The following is a 16314-nucleotide window of genomic DNA, read 5'->3' as shown; positions in this document are numbered from 1 at the left end:
CCGGTGGGAGCCTACCCGTCCATGCAACGCGACGACGCTTTCCTTCGCGCATGGCGCGACACCGCGACCCGGGCCCTCGACCCCGAGGACGATGATCGCGGGCGTCCGCCACTGCACTTCCGCACCCTCTGGATCTCCGACCTGCACCTGGGCACCCCCGGATGCCAGGCCCGGGCCCTGCTCGATTTCCTCAAGCACACGGAGTGCGAAACGCTGTTCCTGGTCGGCGACATCATCGACGGCTGGCAGCTCAAGCGGCACTGGTACTGGCCGCAGGCGCACAACGACGTGATCCAGAAGCTGCTGCGCAAGGCGCGCAAAGGCACGCGCGTGATCTTCATCCCGGGCAACCACGACGAGTTCGCCCGCAAGTACCTGCACCACAACTTCGGCGGCATCGACGTGGCCGACGAGTGGATCCACGAGACGGCCGACGGCCGCAAGCTCTGGATCATCCACGGCGACCTGTTCGACGGCGTGATCCAGTGCGCCAAGTGGCTGGCCTACGTGGGCGATTCGCTCTACGAGTTCACGCTCAAGCTCAACCGCCACCTCAACTCGCTGCGCGCGCGCATGGGGCTGCCGTACTGGTCGCTGTCCAAGTACCTCAAGGGCAAGGTCAAGCGGGCCGTGAGCTACGTGGGCGACTTCGAGAATGCCGTGGCGCGCGAGGCCAGCAAGCGCGGCGCGCAGGGCGTGGTCTGCGGCCACATCCACCATGCCGAGATGCGCGACATCGACGGCATCCTCTACTGCAACGACGGCGACTGGGTCGAGAGCCTCACGGCGCTGGCCGAGCATGCCGACGGGACGCTGGAAATCATCGACTGGGCGAAGCACATGCCCGTGCCTGCGAAGGCGGCGCCGCAGCGCGAAGCCGTCGCCGCCTGAGGCGGACGGCCAGTCGTCAGCCCTTGCGGGTGGGGCCGTTAGCGGTCGTGCGGTCGAGCTGGTCGCGCCACGCGTCGTAGTACCGGAGCACGCTCTTTCCCATCTCGTCCATCCACAGCCACCAGGCCAGCGCGAGCTTCTCGGGGCCTTCGGCTTCCGGCGGTTTCGAAAAAAGGGTGGAGGCAGGCGGCTCCGGCAGTTCGTAGTCGCACAGCCGCTCGACGCTGGCGTGCGGGAAGCCGGGAATGACAGTGCTCACTGCGGTGCTCCTTCAGGGCGGCGCCTCTTCTTTCTCGCGCCTGGAACAACTCCCAGGCAGATTGAAGCAAAAAGCGGCGTGGCGACGTACCGGGCTATCCCGAATGAAAACAAAAGTCCACTGAAAACCGTGGGTGCCTGGTAGCCAGGTGACGTTCGTCCGATCCGACGATGCCGCACGGCCCCGCCGGCATCACACTCGCCGGAGCATCCCGAATGGAGACGACAAACACATGGCCTGGGCACTCACGGCCGCGGAAACCGCATTCCGCGACGAGGTTCGAGACTTCCTGGCGCGCGAGCTGACGCCCGAACTGCGCATCGCGGGCCGGCGCTGCTCCGGCATCTTCAGCGACTACGAATACGGCAACCGCTGGCACCGCATCCTCGCCAAACGCGGCTGGAGCGTTCCGCATTGGCCGGTGGAGCACGGCGGCACCGGCTGGACGCCGATGCAGCACTACATCTTCTCGGCAGAGCTGGCGGCCGCCGACGCACCGGCGCGCGCGCCCATGGGCCCCGGCATGGTCGCGCCGGTGATCATCGCCTTCGGCACCGAGGCACAGAAGCGCGCCTGGCTGCCCGGCATCCGCTCGGGCGAGGACTACTGGTGCCAGGGCTACTCGGAGCCACAGTCGGGTTCCGACCTAGCCTCGCTGCAGTGCAAGGCCGTGCGGGACGGTGACCACTACGTCATCAACGGCACCAAGATCTGGACCACCCACGCCCAATACGCGAACCGCATGTTCTGCCTCGTGCGCACCGCCTCGGGCGGCAAGCCGCAGCAGGGCATCAGCTTCCTGTGCTTCGACATCCCGGCGCCGGGCATCACTATCCGGCCGATCATCAGCATCTCGGGCGACCACGAGCTGAACCAGGTGTTCTTCGACGACGTGCGCGTGCCGGCCGAAGGGCTCATCGGCGAGGAGAACCAGGGCTGGACCATCGCCAAGTACCTGCTGCAGCACGAGCGCGGCGGCGCGTGGGCGCCGATGCTGCGCGCGCGCCTGCGCCGGCTGCAGCAAGCCGCCGACGCGGCCTTCGCGGCAGGCGACACGCACGAGGCCGACGACATGGCCCTGCGCCTGGCCGAAGCCGAATGCGCCATCGACGCGCTCGAGGCCACCGAGCTGCAATCGCTGCGTGCCCAGGCCCGCGGCGAGCCGCACGGCATCCGCCCTTCGATGGGCAAGGTGCTGGGCTCCGAGCTGCGCCAGCGGCTGACCGAGCTGGGTGTCGAAATCGCAGCCCACTACGCCGCCGCCGACCTGCCGCTGGACGATGGCCTGCAAGGCGGCGAGCTGCCCGTTCCGGAGGACGCCGTGTTCTCGATGTCGGCCTACCTCAACGACCGCGCGGCGTCGATCTACGCAGGGTCCAACGAGGTGCAGCGCAACATCGTCGCGGCCCATCTGCTGGCGAACTGAGAGGCCGCTCCATGAACGCCACCACCGAACGCGACGACACCCTGGCCATGCTGCGCGACAGCCTCGCGCGCTACCTCGACGACAACCACGGCTTCGAGCAGCGCCTGTATGCGCTGCGCAAGGCCGACGACGCACCGCCGCCGTTCTGGCGCGGCCTCGCCACCGAGCTCGGCCTGCTCGGCGCGGCGCTGCCCGAATCGCGGGGCGGCCTCGGCGGCGGCATGCCCGCGCATCTCGCGCTGATGGAAACGCTGGGCGGCGCGCTCGCCGCCGAGCCCTACCTGTCGACGATGGTGATCGGCGCGGGCCTGCTGCAGCGCAACCCCGGCGCGCAGGCCGATGCGCTGCTCGCTCGCGTGGTCGCCGGCGAGGCCGTGCTCGCCTTCGCGCACACCGAACCGCAGAGCCGGCACGACCGCGCCGACTTGCGAACCGACGCCGTGCGCGAAGCCGACGGCTCCTTCCGCCTCAACGGCCGCAAGGCCGTGGCGCACGCCGCGCCATGGGCCAGCCACCTGCTCGTGAGCGCGCGCGGCAGCGCCGGCCTTTCGCTCTTCGTCGTGCCGAAGAACACGCCCGGCCTTCGCCTGCGCGCCTACCCGACGCGCGACGGCGGCCGCGCCGGCGACATCGCCTTCGACGACCTGCGCTTGCCCGCCGATGCATTGCTGGGCAGCGAAGGCGCCGCGCTGCCGCAGATCGAACAGGCGCTCGACGAGGCAACGCTCGCCATCTGCGCCGAGTCCGTCGGCGTCATGCGCCGCCTGATGCGCGACACGCTCGACTACGTGCGCCAGCGCAAGCAGTTCGGCGTGCCGATCGCGAGCTTCCAGGTGCTGCAGCACCGGCTGGCCGACATGCACATGGCGCTGGAGCAGGCGGCCGCGCTCACCGCCAGCGTGGGCGAAATCATCGGCACCGCGCCGGCACCGGAACGCGCGCGCGCCGTCTCGTCCGCCAAGGTGGCCGCGGCGAAAGCATGCAAGGCCGTGGGCCAGGGCGCGGTGCAGTTGCACGGCGGCATGGGCATGACCGAAGAATTGGCGGTGGGCCACTACGTGCGCCGCGCCACGCTCATCGAAGGCCAGTTCGGACCGCCTTCGTGGCATTTGCGGCGCGTTGCGAAGCTGCGTGCCGCCGTGGCGATGGCGTAGCGCCGCGCATTCGTCGCTTTCGACGATGCGGCGCCTTGGGCCCGGCGCCAAGATGCCTCCACATACAGGAGAGACACACCATGGCTGGTCCACTGCAAGGCCTTCGGGTGATCGAGATGGCGGGCATCGGCCCGGGGCCGTTCTGCGCGATGCTCTTCGCCGACATGGGCGCGGAGGTGATCCGCATCGAGCGCCCCGGCACGCGCACCGCGCCGCACGACATCCTCGCGCGCGGGCGCAGCACGCTGCAGGTCGACCTGCGCGCGGAAGGCGCGGCGCAATCCGTGCTCGACGCCATCGCGAAGGCCGACGTGCTCATCGAAGGCTTCCGCCCCGGCGTGATGGAGCGCCTGGGCCTCGGCCCCGCCGAATGCCATGCGCGCAACCCGCGCCTGGTCTACGGCCGCATGACCGGCTGGGGCCAGCACGGCCCGCTGGCGCATGCGGCCGGCCACGACATCAACTACATCGCCATCAGCGGCGCACTGCACGCCATCGGCCGCGCGGGCGAGCCGCCGGTGCCGCCGCTGAACTACGTGGGCGACTTCGGCGGCGGCGCGATGCTGCTGGCCTTCGGCATCCTCGCCGCGCTGCACGAGGCCAAGGGCTCGGGCCAGGGGCAGGTGGTCGATGCGGCCATGACCGACGGCGCGGCGCTGCTGTCTTCCATGATGTACGGCTTCAGATCGGCCGGCCAGTGGAGCAACCAGCGCGGCGAGAACATGCTCGACGGCGGCGCGCACTTCTACGACACCTATGCCTGCGCCGACGGAAAGTACGTGGCCGTGGGCGCCATCGAGCCGCAGTTCTACGCGCTGCTGCGCGAGCGCTGCGGCATCGCCGAGGACACCGCCTTCGACGCGCAGATGGACGCCGACCGCTGGCCGCTGCTCAAGCTGCGCATGGCCGACGTGTTCCGCACCCGCACGCGCGACGAGTGGTGCGTGCTGCTCGAAGGCAGCGACGCCTGCTTCGCGCCCGTGCTCGACTGGGACGAGGCCCCGGAGCATCCGCACAACGTGGCGCGCGGCACCTTCGCCACTGTCAACGGCGTGGTGCAGCCCGCGCCCGCGCCGCGTTTCAGCCGCACCGCGCCCGTGCTGCCGCAGGCCACCGCACATGAAGACGGCCCTGCCGTGCTGCGCCGCTGGGGCGTGGCGGCGGACGCGATCGCGCCCCTGTGCGGCGCTTGAAAAAAGCAGAAGAAAGAAAAACGGAGACAGCCACCCATGTTCCTCACCCAACCCCTGCACAAGGGCCGGCGCGAGAAGGCCAGGGCCACCGCCATCGTCTGCGGCGCCACGCGCCTCGATTTCGGCACGCTCGCCGATCGCGTCGCGCGCCTCGGGGCCGTGCTGAAGCAGCTCGGCATGGCCCGCGGCGACCGGGTCGGCATGATGAGCCTCAACTCGCACCGCTTCGTCGAGTATTTCTTCGGCACCTGGTGGGGCGGCGGCGTCATCAACCCGGTCAACATCCGCTGGAACCCGAAGGAGGTCGCCTACTCGCTGGACGACTGCGACACCCGCATCCTGCTGGTGGACGACCTGTTCGTGCCCATGGTGCCCGCGCTGCGCCAGCTCTCGGCCTCGCTGCGCACCGTGGTCTATTGCGGCGACGGCGCGGTGCCCGAAGGCATGGTCGGCTACGAGGCGCTGCTGGCGCGGGCCGAGCCCGTCGAGGACGCGCCGCACGACTCCGACGAGCTCGCCGCCATCATGTACACCGGCGGCACCACCGGGCAGCCCAAGGGCGTGATGCTCACGCACGGCAACCTGTGCATCAACGCGCTGAGCACCGTGGCGGCGCTGCCGCGCGATGCGCAGAGCGCGGTGGCCCTCGTCGCCGCGCCCATGTTCCATGTGGCCGGCTGCGGCGCCACCATCCAGAACATGCTGCGGCTCACCCCCACGCACGTGCTGCCGATGTTCGACGAGCTGGCGGTGCTGCAGGCGGTGCAGTCCGCGCGCATCACCGAGGTGTTCATGGTGCCGACCATGATCAAGCGCGTGGTCGAGCATCCGCGCTTCGCGGAGTTCGACCTTTCGAGCCTGCAACTGCTGTTCTACGGCGCCGCGCCCATCGACGCGGCGCTGCTCGACCAGGCGATGCGCGCCATTCCCGGCGCCTCTTTCGCTCAGGTCTACGGCATGACGGAGCTCTCGCCGGTGGTCACCGCGCTGTCGCCGCACTGCCACCTGCCCGGCCCTGATCGAGATCGCCTGCTGCGTTCGGCGGGCACGCCGGTGCCCATCGCCGAGGTGCGCATCGTCGACGGCGAAGACAACGAGCTGCCGCCCGGACAGGTCGGCGAGATCGTCGCGCGCGGCCCGATGGTGATGAAAGGCTACTGGAACAAGCCCGAGCAGACCGAGGCCGCGCTGCGCGGCGGCTGGATGCACACCGGCGACGGCGGCTGCATGGACGAGAAGGGTTTCGTCTACGTGGTCGACCGCATGAAGGACATGATCGTGAGCGGTGGCGAGAACGTGTATTCGGCCGAGGTCGAGAACGCCATCGCGAAGATGCCGCAGGTGCTGATGTCGGCCGTGATCGGCGTGCCCGATGACAAGTGGGGCGAGCGCGTGCACGCGGTGATCGTGCGGCGCGAGGGCATGGCGCTGGAGGCGGAGGCCGTCATCGCCCACTGCCGCGAGCACATCGCGAACTACAAGTGCCCGCGCAGCGTCGAGTTCCGCGACGCGCTGCCGCTGTCGGCAGCCGGCAAGCTGCAGAAGTTCCAGCTGCGCGAGCCCTTCTGGGCCGGCAGGGAACGCCGCGTCGGCTGAGCACCGGACGCAGGAATCCAGGAAAGAAAGCAAAGGAAGACAACATGCCGATCGATTTCCGCCGCTCCTGGAGCGACGAAGACCTGGAGCTGTACCGCGACAACGTGGTGCGATTCATCGAGACCGAAGTGCTGCCGCACGACGAGGAAGCCCGCAAGCGCGGCCATGTGGGCCACGAGGTCTGGCGCAAGGCCGGCGCCCTTGGCCTGCTGTGCGCCGATATTCCCGAGGAATACGGCGGCGCCGGCGGCGACTTCCGCCACGAGGCCGTGTTCTACGAGGAGATGTCGCGCCGAGCCCTCACCGGCATGGCGACTTCGGTGCACAGCATCGTGGCGCACTACTTCCTCAACCACGGCACCGAGGAGCAGAAGCGCAACTACCTGCCGCGCATGGCGCGCGGCGAGATGGTGGGCGCCATCGCCATGACCGAGCCCGGCGCGGGCTCCGATCTGCAGGGCGTGCGCACGCGTGCCGAGAAGAAGGACGGCGGCTACCTCGTCAACGGCTCCAAGACCTTCATCACCAACGGCTTCCTGGCCGGCGTGGTGCTGGTGGTGTGCAAGACCGATCCGGCGCAGGGCGCGAAGGGCACGTCGATCCTCATCGTCGAGACCGAGGGCTGCAAGGGCTTTCGCGTGGGCCGCGTGCTCGACAAGATCGGCATGAAGGCACAGGACACCTCCGAGCTTTTCTTCGACGACGTGCGCGTGGGCGCCGACGCGCTGCTCGGCGGCGTGGAGGGCCAGGGCTTCTTCCAGCTCATGAGCGACCTGCCTTATGAGCGCACCATCATCGGCCTGAGCGCGCTGGCCACCATGGAAGGCGCCTACCAGGCCACGCTCGACTACGTGCGCGACCGCAAGGCCTTCGGCAAGCCGGTGGCCGAGTTCCAGAACACGAAGTTCAAGCTGGCCGAGATCGCCACGCAGATCAAGGTGGGCCGCGCCTTCATCGACCGCTGCATCGAAGACCTCGTAGCCGGCAAGCTCGACACCGCCACCGCCTCCATGGCCAAGCTCTGGGGCTCGGAGGCCCAGGGCCGCGTGATCGACGAATGCCTGCAGCTCTTCGGCGGCTACGGCTTCATGAACGAATACATGGTGGCGCGCATGTACGCCGACGCGCGGGTGCAGCGCATCTACGGCGGCACCAACGAGATCATGAAAGAGGTGATTGCCAGGGCGCTCTGAGCGAGCGGCCCGGCGCCCCGCTCAGGACAGCCGCCTGATCTCCGAGCGCGCGATCTCGCGGTGGTGGTAGGAGGGCGACAGGCCGATGAACTGCGTGTACTTCTCGCGCGCGGCCTCGGGATTGCCCGCGTCCTCCAGCTCCAGCGCCTCCATCGTGACCTGGGTGAAGAGCAGGTTGGCGTCGCTCTCGCGCGAGTTGGCCGCCAGCGACTTGGGCTGCAGTTCGGGTTGCGCGGCGTAGATATGGCGCTGCACCTCGATCACCTCGATCAGCGCTCGGCCGATGCGCTGGATGTTCTCGTCCACGGGGTCGAGGCCGGTGGCGCGCACTTCGGCGGCGGCCTGGTCCATCAGGTGCGACGCCACGCGCAGCAGCTGGTGCAGATGCTTGTGCTTCATGGGCGGACCGCTCCGTGCGGACGGCCGTCCCCTGGCCTCGCGGCGTGCGCGAGGCCTGTTCCTTGCAATGAACTCATCCGTTGTTCTGCCTCGTGCCGGGCGTCGCGCGGACGCCGGATCCGGCTTTTCCTCTCTGTCGTTCTTCTTGATCGTCGGCCGTCCGCCGCTTGTCGGCGAGCTGTCTCGCGCGCTCGGCGACGGCCATGTTCTTTGCCGCTTCGGCGCCGTATGTCTTCACCGAGAAGGCCTTGCTCACGCTGCCTTTGCCCGCGGTGTACGTGATGGCCAGCCAGTAGCCGGGGTGGCTGGGGTTGGGCGTCTTGAAATGCACGCCGCTCACGCCGCTGGTGTTGTTGCGCCGGGTGATCTCGGACTTCGAGCGCTTGGGTTCGCGCGGCCCGGCGGGGTGGGCCGACAGCCCCATGCGGATCGCCTCCTCGGCCGGGTGGATGCGCGCCAGTCCTGTCATGCGCTGGAGCTGCAGCGCGCGTGCCTGCACCGCCAGCGCCTGCGCGGCGTCGCCCAGTTCGGCGACGGAGAAGTCGGTGCGCAGGATCTCGTCGGGCGCGATGTAGGTCTTGGCCATCCAGGCCCGCACGCGGCCGCCCGGCGCGAGGTGGTGGAACACGCCGGTCACTCCGGTGCTGTTGTTGGCGCGGCGCTTCTCGGCGCGCGCGCTGCGCGGTTGCGGCGGCACGCTGCGCACGACGTGGTCGCGCCAGTCCTGCGCGTGCAGCAGCGCCTGTTCCGCGCCGCCGTAGCTGGCGTTGCCGAAAAGCCCGTGATGGCGGACGCCGTTGCGGACGATGGAAACTTCGAAACCCCAGGACCTGGAGTAGATGCCATACATGGCTGCCGGGTTCGGGACACCTTTGGGCATTCTCGATGTGATGCTGCTAATTCCGTACTCAGCATCGCCGATGCTGATTCCGATGAACTCCCCGGCTCGCGCGGCGCTCTTGGGCGCGCATTTTTCGCAGCTATTCTGGCCGAAGCGCCGCCGCGAATTCGCCCGGACGGCGGCGATCGGAAAAATATCTTCGGCGGTGTGCATCGGGCGCGGCTGTCCTCCGGCCGCTACGTGAAGGCAGCCGGGTGCGGACATCCGCGGAATCACTGCGCCGGCCTCGCCTCGGCGGCGGTCGTGCCGAGCTGCATGGAAGAAGCCTGGGACGGCTGGTCGAGCAGGTAGGAGACGGGGACCGGCGGCGCCTTCGCGGCGGCGCTGCTTTCCTGCTGCATGAACGCATGCTTCTGTTCGAGCTGGCGCTGGCGCTCTTCGATGGCCAGCTGTTTCGCCTTCTCGGGGCCGTGCTCCTTGATGGAGAAGGCCTTGCTCACGCTGCCCCGGCCGGCCGTGTAGGTGATGGCGAGCCAATAGCCCGGGTGGCCCGGGTTCGGCGCCTTGAAGTGCACGCCGCTCACTCCGCTCGAATTGGTGCTGCGCCTGATCTCCGACTTCGAGCGCTTGCGCGCGAGCTGCTCGCCCTCGAAGGCCGGCGCGCTGGTGCGGATGGCCTCCTCGGCCGGATGCAGCCTGGCGAGGCCGTCCATGCGTTCGAGCTGCCGTGCCCGCTCCTCGATGGCCAGCGCCTGCGCCGCCTCGCCGACCGTGTTCACGGGAAAGTCGGTGCGCAGGATCTCGTCCTGCCCGATGTAGGTCTTGGCGACCCAGGCGCGCACCTTGCCGCCCGGCGCGACCTGGCAGAACACGCCCGAGACGCCGGTGGTGTTGTTGATGCGCAGCTTCTCGGCGCGCGTGCGTCGCGGCACCGGCGGGACGCTGCGCACCACGCCGTCGCGCCATTCCTGCGCCTGGCGCAGCGCCTGCGCGTCGCCGCTGTAGCTGGCGCGGCCGAACTGCTGGAAGTAGCGCTTTCCGTTTCGCACGATCGACACCTCGTAGCCCCAGCTGCGAGGGTAGATGCCGTACATGGCTGCGGAGTTGGGGATTCCTTTGGGCATGGTGCTTCGGCTCGAGTCCGCTCTCTGGTTCTTGCATGGCTTGCCTGCCTGGCGCTTCGGGGTGCGGCGACGGCGCGGATTTCCATGCGCCGCGACGCGCCTTGCGCTATCGCGGCAGTTGGAACACAGAGGAAATGCTAGGGACGCAGGCACCGGCGGGGTATCACCGGAATCCGTAGTTCAGGGGCTGGGCGGTGCTGGAAGTCGGCGGATGTAAGGCTATCGGATGACGCCGAGCCTGCGCGCGATCGCCACCGCCTGCGTCCGGCTCTTCGCATCCAGCTTCATGTTGATGTTGCGCAGGTGCGTGCGCACGGTGCTGTCCGAAACGAAGAGCTTCTCGGCCATCGCGCTGTTCGAGTAGCCCTCGGCCAGCAGTTGCAGAACTCGGATTTCCTTGCGCGTGAGCGGCTCCTCGATCGCGTCGCCGGGCGGCGCTGCGGGTTCGGTTGGTGCCGCCATCGGCCCCACGGCCTGCAGCAGCCGCTGCAGGTGGTCCGCGAGGATCGGGTCGCCGCCGCCTTCCTGCATCGCGGCGGCGCAGCGGTGTACCAGCGTTCCGACGGCCGGGCCCTCGTCGAGGATCAGCCGCATGAAGCCTTCCTGGCTCGCGGCCTGCAGCACCTCGGCGAATTCCTCGGCGGCGGCGGCCGGGTCGCCGGCGCGTTGCAGGGCGAGGGCGCGCAGCACCTTGAGCTTGAGCACTCGCCGGTTGCGGGCGACGGCCAGCGCGGCGTGCAGTTCGGCGTCAAGCACGGACAGCGCCGCGCGTGCGTCGCCGAAAGCGATTTCCCATCGGGCCTTGGCGAGCGCGAGGTAGTCGAGGTCATGCGCGGGCAGGCGCTGGCGGCGCTCGCGTTCCCACAGGGCCGGGTCGTCGGCGCGCAGCAGTTCATCGTGCGAGGCGGGGCCGTTGCCCTGCAGGAGCAGCATGCGCGAGCGCTCCAGCTTGGCGCCGGCCACCACGCGCGGCAGCTGGCGCTGGTGGCCCAGGTATTCGAGCTCGGTGAGCGCCTGGAAGGCCGCGTCGATGTCGCCTGCGTGGAAGGCCAGCCGCGAGCGCATCGCGTGGCTCAGGATCATGTGGTCGGGCAGGCCCACGTCGCGCGCCATCGGCAGGTACACGTTGAGTAACCGTTCGGCCTGCGCGAGCTGGTTGGTCTCGTAGACGGCGCCCGCGTACAGCACGCCGGCCCAGGCGTTGCCGTGGCTGTGGTTGTACGACACGGCATGCGTCGAATCGACCGCCATGCGCAGCCGCGCGGTGGCCTGCCGCAGCCGGCCTTCGTGCAGGTCGAACAGGCCGGCCAATGACTCGGTGTACATGCGGTTGAAGGCGCTGTTGCCCTGCTCGCGGCGGGCCGCGTCGAGCAGCCGCTGTGCCTCGTGCTGGTCGCCGCGCACCGCGAGGATGTGGGCCATGGCGTTGAGCAGCACGCTGTCGGCGAAGGCCAGGCCGGTGGGCAGGCGCGCCAGGCTCAGGCGGCCGGCCTCGTAGGCTTCGTCGTGGCGGTCCTGCATGGCCAGCAGCAGCGGCACCAGCGTGTGGGCGCTGGCGCGCACCTCGGCGATGGGGCTGTCGAGGCAGCCCGACGCGTCGAGCTGGCGCATTGCATCCCACGGGCCGTGGGTGAAGCAGGTGGCCCACAGCGAGATCGGCTGCAGGAAGGGGTGCTCGCGCAGCTGGTGCTCGGGAATGGCCGAGAACCAGCGCGCCAGCATACGCATGCGGCCTTCCTCGAGGAACTGCGCGGCATGGTGGTCGAGCAGGTTCAGCGCATGCGGATGGTCGCCTCCTTCGATGGCGTGGTCGATGGCGGGCACCGGCCGGCCGTGCGACTCGTACCAGCCCGAGGCCGCGAGATGCAGGCGCGCGGGCTCGCCGGGCATCTCGCGCGCGAGCTGCGCGCGCAGGAAGTCGGCAAAGAGGCTGTGATAGCGCCACGCGCCGCCGTCGCCGCTCATCACCGGCGTGAGGAACAGGTTCGACGCGGCCAGCCGCTCGAGGATGGCCGCGCAGTCCATGCGCGGGCACAGCGCCTGGCACACCGATGCGTCGAGCTGGCGCAGGATGCTGGTGCGCAGCAGGAAGTCGCGGACTTCCTTCGGCTGGTGCGCGAGCACGTCCTCGGCCAGGTACTCGGCCACGGCGCGGTCGGAGCCCGAGAAGCGCTCGACGAAACCGGTGGCGGCGCCCGTGCCGTGGCGCTCCAGCGCCATCGACGCGAGCCAGATCGCCGCCACCCAGCCTTCGGTCTTGCGGTGCAGCAGCGAGAGCATCTCGGGCGGCAGCGCCTGGCGCAGGCCGAAGAAGGCGCCGGTCTCCTCCAGGCTGAAACGCAGCCGGTCGGTGTCGATCTCGGTGAGCTGCCCGCGCGCGCGCAGCCGGCCCAGGCCTAGGTCGGGCAGGCTGCGCGAGCCGATCACGATCTGCCCCCGGCGCGGCAGGTGCTCGACGATCTCGCGCACCAGCCCCAACACGGCCGGCTCCTGCACCCGCTCGAAGTCGTCGAGGAACAGCGTGAAGGGCGACTCGTGCGCCGCCAGCGCGGCCACCGCGTCGAAGGGGTTGTTGCCGCCATTGCCGCGCGGGTCTTCGACGCCCAGGCGCTGCACGGCCTCGGCCAGGCAGTCGAGAAAGCGCGAGACGTCGTTGTCGGCCCGGTCCAGTGTGAGCCATGCGGTGGCGATGCCCTGCGCCTCCATCCGTTCGCGGATCTGCGCCATGGCGGTGGTCTTGCCGAAGCCGGCGGGCGCCCGCACCAGCACCAGCTTCACGGCCGCCGACGCGACCTCTTCCCGGATCGCGGTGCGCGGCACCTGCGTGGCGACGAAGGCCGGGGGATTGAGCTTGGTTTCGAGGATGCGGGGTGTGGGCGGCTGCATGCGGCGCTGAAATCCCGTCGTTTCCGACGATGTGTGCGGCCGATTCTGCTTCCTAAACTGGGCGGCGACAAACCATCCAAGACACCTCAAGGACACCAGCAGATGCAACTCGATTCCAGCATTGCGGCCGTCGTCACCGGCGGCGCCTCGGGCCTGGGCGCCGCCACCGCGCGCCGCCTCGCGGGCCATGGCGTGAAAGTCGCGCTCTTCGACCTCAATGCCGAGCAGGGCGAGGCCCTGGCGAAGGAACTCGGCGGCATCTTCTGCAAGGTCGACGTCACCTCCGAGGAGCAGGTGGATGCGGCCTTCGCCAGGGCGCGCGCGGCGCACGGCCAGGAGCGCGTGCTGGTCAACTGCGCCGGCACCGGCAACGCAGTGAAGACCGCGAGCCGCGACAAGGCCACGGGCGAGATCAAGCACTTTCCGCTCGCGAATTTCGACCGCATCATCCAGATCAACCTGGTCGGCACCTTCCGCTGCATCGCCAAGTCGGCCGCCGGCATGCTCACGCTCGACATGCTGGAGGACGGCGAGCGTGGCGCGATCGTCAACACCGCCTCGGTGGCGGCGCAGGACGGCCAGATGGGGCAGGCGGCCTATACAGCCTCGAAGGCCGGCATCGTCGGCATGACGCTGCCCATCGCGCGCGACCTCATGAGCGAGGGCATCCGCGTCAACACCATCCTGCCGGGCATCTTCGACACCCCGTTGCTGCAGGGCGCGCCCGACAACGTGAAGGCCGCGCTGGCGGCGTCGGTGCCCTTCCCGAAGCGCCTGGGCAAGCCGGCGGAGTACGCGACGCTGGCGGAGCTGATGATCACCAACGGCTACTTCAACGGCGAGAGCGTGCGGCTCGACGGGGCGATCCGCATGGCGCCGCGCTGACCCGGACCCGCGCATTCATACAGATATAGACAGACAGGAGAACTCCATGCCCGAAGCATTCATCGTCGCCGCCGCCCGCACCGCCGGAGGCCGCCGCAACGGCCGCCTCGCCGGCTGGCACCCCGCCGACCTCGCCGCGCAGGTGCTGAACTCGCTGGTGGAGCGCGCAGGCGCCGACCCGGCGCTGGTCGAGGACGTCATCATGGGCTGCGTCGACCAGGCCGGCGAGCAGTCTTCCAACATCGCGCGCAACGCGGTGCTGGCCTCGAAGCTGCCCGAGTCGGTGCCGGCCACCTCGGTCGACCGGCAGTGCGGCTCGTCGCAGCAGGCGCTGCACTTCGCGGCGCAGGCCGTGATGTCGGGCACCATGGACATCGTGATCGCCGCCGGCGTGGAGAGCATGACGCGCGTGCCCATGGGCATGCCCGTCACGCTGCCGCTGAAGAACGGGCTGGGTTTCTACGTGAGCCCGCTCATGGCCAGGCGCTACCCCGACGTGCAGTTCAGCCAGTTCACCGGCGCCGAGATGATCGCCAGGAACTACGGCATCGAGAAGGACGAGCTCGATCGCTACGCGCTGGAAAGCCACCGACGCGCCATCGCCGCCACCAAGGCCGGCCACTTCGAACGCGAGATCGTGCCGCTGGCGGTGCGCATGGCCGACGGCACCGAGCCCGGCGAGCAGCACACCGTGGACGAAGGCATCCGCTTCGACGCCACGCTGGAGAGCATCGCCGCCGTGAAGCTCATCGCCGAGGGCGGGCGCTGCACAGCGGCCACCGCCAGCCAGATCTGCGACGGCGCCAGCGGCCTGATGGTGGTGAACGAGCGCGGCCTGAAGACGCTGGGCGTGGAGCCGCTCGCGCGCATCCACCACATGAGCGTGATGGGACACGATCCGGTGATCATGCTGGAGGCGCCGCTGCCCGCCACGCAGCGCGCACTGAAGAAGGCGGGCATGAAGATCGCCGATATCGACCTGTACGAAGTCAACGAGGCCTTCGCGCCGGTGCCGCTGGCCTGGCTGCAGGCGCTCGACGCCGACCCGGCGCGGCTCAACGTGAACGGCGGCGCGATCGCTCTGGGCCATCCGCTGGGCGCATCGGGCACCAAGCTGATGACCACGCTGGTCCACGCGCTCGGCCAGCGCGGCAAGCGCTACGGCCTGCAGACCATGTGCGAGGGCGGCGGCATGGCCAACGTGACCATCGTCGAGCGGCTGTGACGGCGATGGCAGGGTAATCGCGGGAGGCAGCCCGTGGAGCGGTGGAGGCCGATGCCAACATAATCGGGGTCCATGGGCGCTTCGCCATCGATTCTCGATCCCCGCTCCGTCATCCTGCTGGCCGGCGTCATGGGCGTCATGATGGCGCTCGTCGTCTTCTTCATGCAGCGCAGCTATCCGCGCAGCATCCAGGGCCTGGGCGACTGGGCGAAGGCCCCGCTGGTCGCCTTCGTGAGCACCATGCTGTTCGCGGCGCGCGGCTACTTCCCCGACTTCCTCACCATCGTGGTCGCCAACTTCGTGCTGTACCAGGCCTGCATCCTGTACTACGCAGGCAGCCAGAAGTTCCTGTTCGGCCGCAGCGACACCCGGGGCTGGACGGTACTGAACTGCGTCCTGGCGGTGGCGCTGTTCTGGTTCGGCATCGTGAAGCCCGACTTCGAGATGCGCCTGCTGTTCGTCACCCTGGCGGTGGCGGCGCTGTTCTTCCGGCACGCGCAGCTTTACATGCGGCATGCGGGCGAGGTGTTCGGCAAGCGGCTGATGACCGGGCTGCTGCTGGCGCAGGCGGTGGTGGCGGCCCTTCGCTTCGTGTCGGTGGTGGCGGGCATGGCGGGCAGTGGGCTCATGGAGGGCTCCTGGATCCAGTCGCTCTACATCAGCATGTACTCGTTCACCGTGCTGCTGCTGTCCATCGCCGTCATCCTGATGGCCACCGACCGCGTGCACACCGAGTTCGAATACCTGGCCACGCGCGACCCGCTCACCGGCGCGCTCAACCGCCGCGCCGTGCTCGACGCCTGCCAGGGCGCCTTCGCCTCGGGCGAACGCCGTGGCGCGCTGCTGATGGTGGACCTCGACCACTTCAAGGACATCAACGACCGTTTCGGCCACCAGATGGGCGACGCCGTGCTGCGCGAGGCGGTGCGCCGCATGCAGCGCGCGATCGGCGACACGGGCGTGCTCGGCCGGTACGGCGGCGAGGAATTCGTCGTGCTGCTGCCCCAGGCCGGCAAGGCCGAGGCGATGGAGGTCGCGGCGCGCCTGCGGCAGGCCATCGGCGAGCCCTTCCCGGCGGACTCGACCATGGCCGTCGTCGGTTCGATGGCCGCGAGCATCGGCGTGGCGGCCGGCGAGAGCAGCGCAGGCGGCTCCGGCATCGACGACGTGCTGGCGCTGGCGGATGCGGCGCTGTACCGCGCGAAGGCGATGGGGCGGGACCGGGTGATCGCTGCGGCTTGA

The 16314-nt window shown here is 69.5% G+C and carries 14 protein-coding genes; 9 read left to right on the top strand and 5 right to left on the bottom strand.

What is annotated here, in order from left to right; all coding sequences use genetic code 11:
- The first annotated feature begins 21 nt into the window (after positions 1-21).
- The gene (locus tag QMO14_RS09150; protein WP_301506271.1) at positions 22-891 is read left to right on the top strand and encodes a UDP-2,3-diacylglucosamine diphosphatase; all 870 of its coding nucleotides are present in this window, start codon (positions 22-24) and stop codon (positions 889-891) included.
- A 16-nt stretch (positions 892-907) separates the two neighbouring features.
- On the opposite strand, the gene QMO14_RS09145 is transcribed toward QMO14_RS09150, so the two are convergent.
- Complete coding sequence (locus QMO14_RS09145) at positions 908-1150, bottom strand: hypothetical protein (protein WP_301506269.1); 243 nt, start codon at positions 1148-1150, stop codon at positions 908-910.
- Between the two features lie 232 nt (positions 1151-1382).
- On the opposite strand from QMO14_RS09145, the gene QMO14_RS09140 reads away from it, so the two are divergent.
- The 5 genes from QMO14_RS09140 to QMO14_RS09120 all read left to right on the top strand — a co-directional run bounded on the left by QMO14_RS09140 (position 1383) and on the right by QMO14_RS09120 (position 7712).
- Positions 1383-2576 (top strand): acyl-CoA dehydrogenase family protein, encoded by a 1194-nt coding sequence (locus QMO14_RS09140; RefSeq protein ID WP_301506267.1) that lies wholly within the window; start codon positions 1383-1385, stop codon positions 2574-2576.
- 11 nt (positions 2577-2587) lie between these two features.
- Positions 2588-3730 (top strand): acyl-CoA dehydrogenase family protein, encoded by a 1143-nt coding sequence (locus QMO14_RS09135; RefSeq protein ID WP_301506265.1) that lies wholly within the window; start codon positions 2588-2590, stop codon positions 3728-3730.
- 80 nt (positions 3731-3810) lie between these two features.
- Positions 3811-4923, top strand: a complete 1113-nt coding sequence (locus QMO14_RS09130; RefSeq protein WP_301506263.1) for a CaiB/BaiF CoA-transferase family protein — start codon at positions 3811-3813, stop codon at positions 4921-4923.
- 36 nt (positions 4924-4959) lie between these two features.
- On the top strand, positions 4960-6519 hold the full coding sequence (locus tag QMO14_RS09125; RefSeq protein WP_301506261.1) for a long-chain-fatty-acid--CoA ligase: 1560 nt from the start codon (positions 4960-4962) through the stop codon (positions 6517-6519).
- Positions 6520-6563: 44 nt separating this feature from the next.
- Positions 6564-7712 carry an acyl-CoA dehydrogenase family protein gene (locus QMO14_RS09120; protein WP_301506259.1) on the top strand — a complete coding sequence of 383 codons (1149 nt, stop codon included), beginning with the start codon at positions 6564-6566 and terminating at the stop codon, positions 7710-7712.
- A gap of 21 nt (positions 7713-7733) precedes the next feature.
- On the opposite strand, the gene QMO14_RS09115 is transcribed toward QMO14_RS09120, so the two are convergent.
- From QMO14_RS09115 to QMO14_RS09100, 4 genes are all read right to left on the bottom strand, one after another.
- Positions 7734-8111, bottom strand: a complete 378-nt coding sequence (locus QMO14_RS09115) for a hypothetical protein (RefSeq protein ID WP_301506257.1) — start codon at positions 8109-8111, stop codon at positions 7734-7736.
- A 73-nt stretch (positions 8112-8184) separates the two neighbouring features.
- Positions 8185-9165, bottom strand: a complete 981-nt coding sequence (locus QMO14_RS09110; RefSeq protein WP_301506255.1) for an AP2 domain-containing protein — start codon at positions 9163-9165, stop codon at positions 8185-8187.
- Between the two features lie 59 nt (positions 9166-9224).
- Positions 9225-10076: an AP2 domain-containing protein gene (locus QMO14_RS09105; protein WP_301506253.1), complete on the bottom strand. Its 852-nt coding sequence runs from the start codon at positions 10074-10076 to the stop codon at positions 9225-9227.
- Positions 10077-10295: 219 nt separating this feature from the next.
- Complete coding sequence (locus QMO14_RS09100; protein ID WP_301506251.1) at positions 10296-12962, bottom strand: LuxR C-terminal-related transcriptional regulator; 2667 nt, start codon at positions 12960-12962, stop codon at positions 10296-10298.
- 102 nt (positions 12963-13064) lie between these two features.
- On the opposite strand from QMO14_RS09100, the gene QMO14_RS09095 reads away from it, so the two are divergent.
- The 3 genes from QMO14_RS09095 (at position 13065) to QMO14_RS09085 (ending at position 16314) form a co-directional block, all read left to right on the top strand.
- Positions 13065-13847 (top strand): SDR family NAD(P)-dependent oxidoreductase, encoded by a 783-nt coding sequence (locus tag QMO14_RS09095; protein WP_301506250.1) that lies wholly within the window; start codon positions 13065-13067, stop codon positions 13845-13847.
- A 46-nt stretch (positions 13848-13893) separates the two neighbouring features.
- Positions 13894-15072, top strand: a complete 1179-nt coding sequence (locus tag QMO14_RS09090; RefSeq protein ID WP_301506248.1) for an acetyl-CoA C-acetyltransferase — start codon at positions 13894-13896, stop codon at positions 15070-15072.
- Positions 15073-15144: 72 nt separating this feature from the next.
- Complete coding sequence (locus tag QMO14_RS09085) at positions 15145-16314, top strand: GGDEF domain-containing protein (RefSeq protein WP_301506246.1); 1170 nt, start codon at positions 15145-15147, stop codon at positions 16312-16314.

Origin of the sequence: Variovorax sp. CAN15 (assembly GCF_030462475.1) — a bacterium.
Taxonomy (GTDB): domain Bacteria; phylum Pseudomonadota; class Gammaproteobacteria; order Burkholderiales; family Burkholderiaceae_C; genus Variovorax.
Note: the sequence above shows the minus strand (reverse complement) of the source record. Positions and strands in the feature narration are given on the sequence as shown.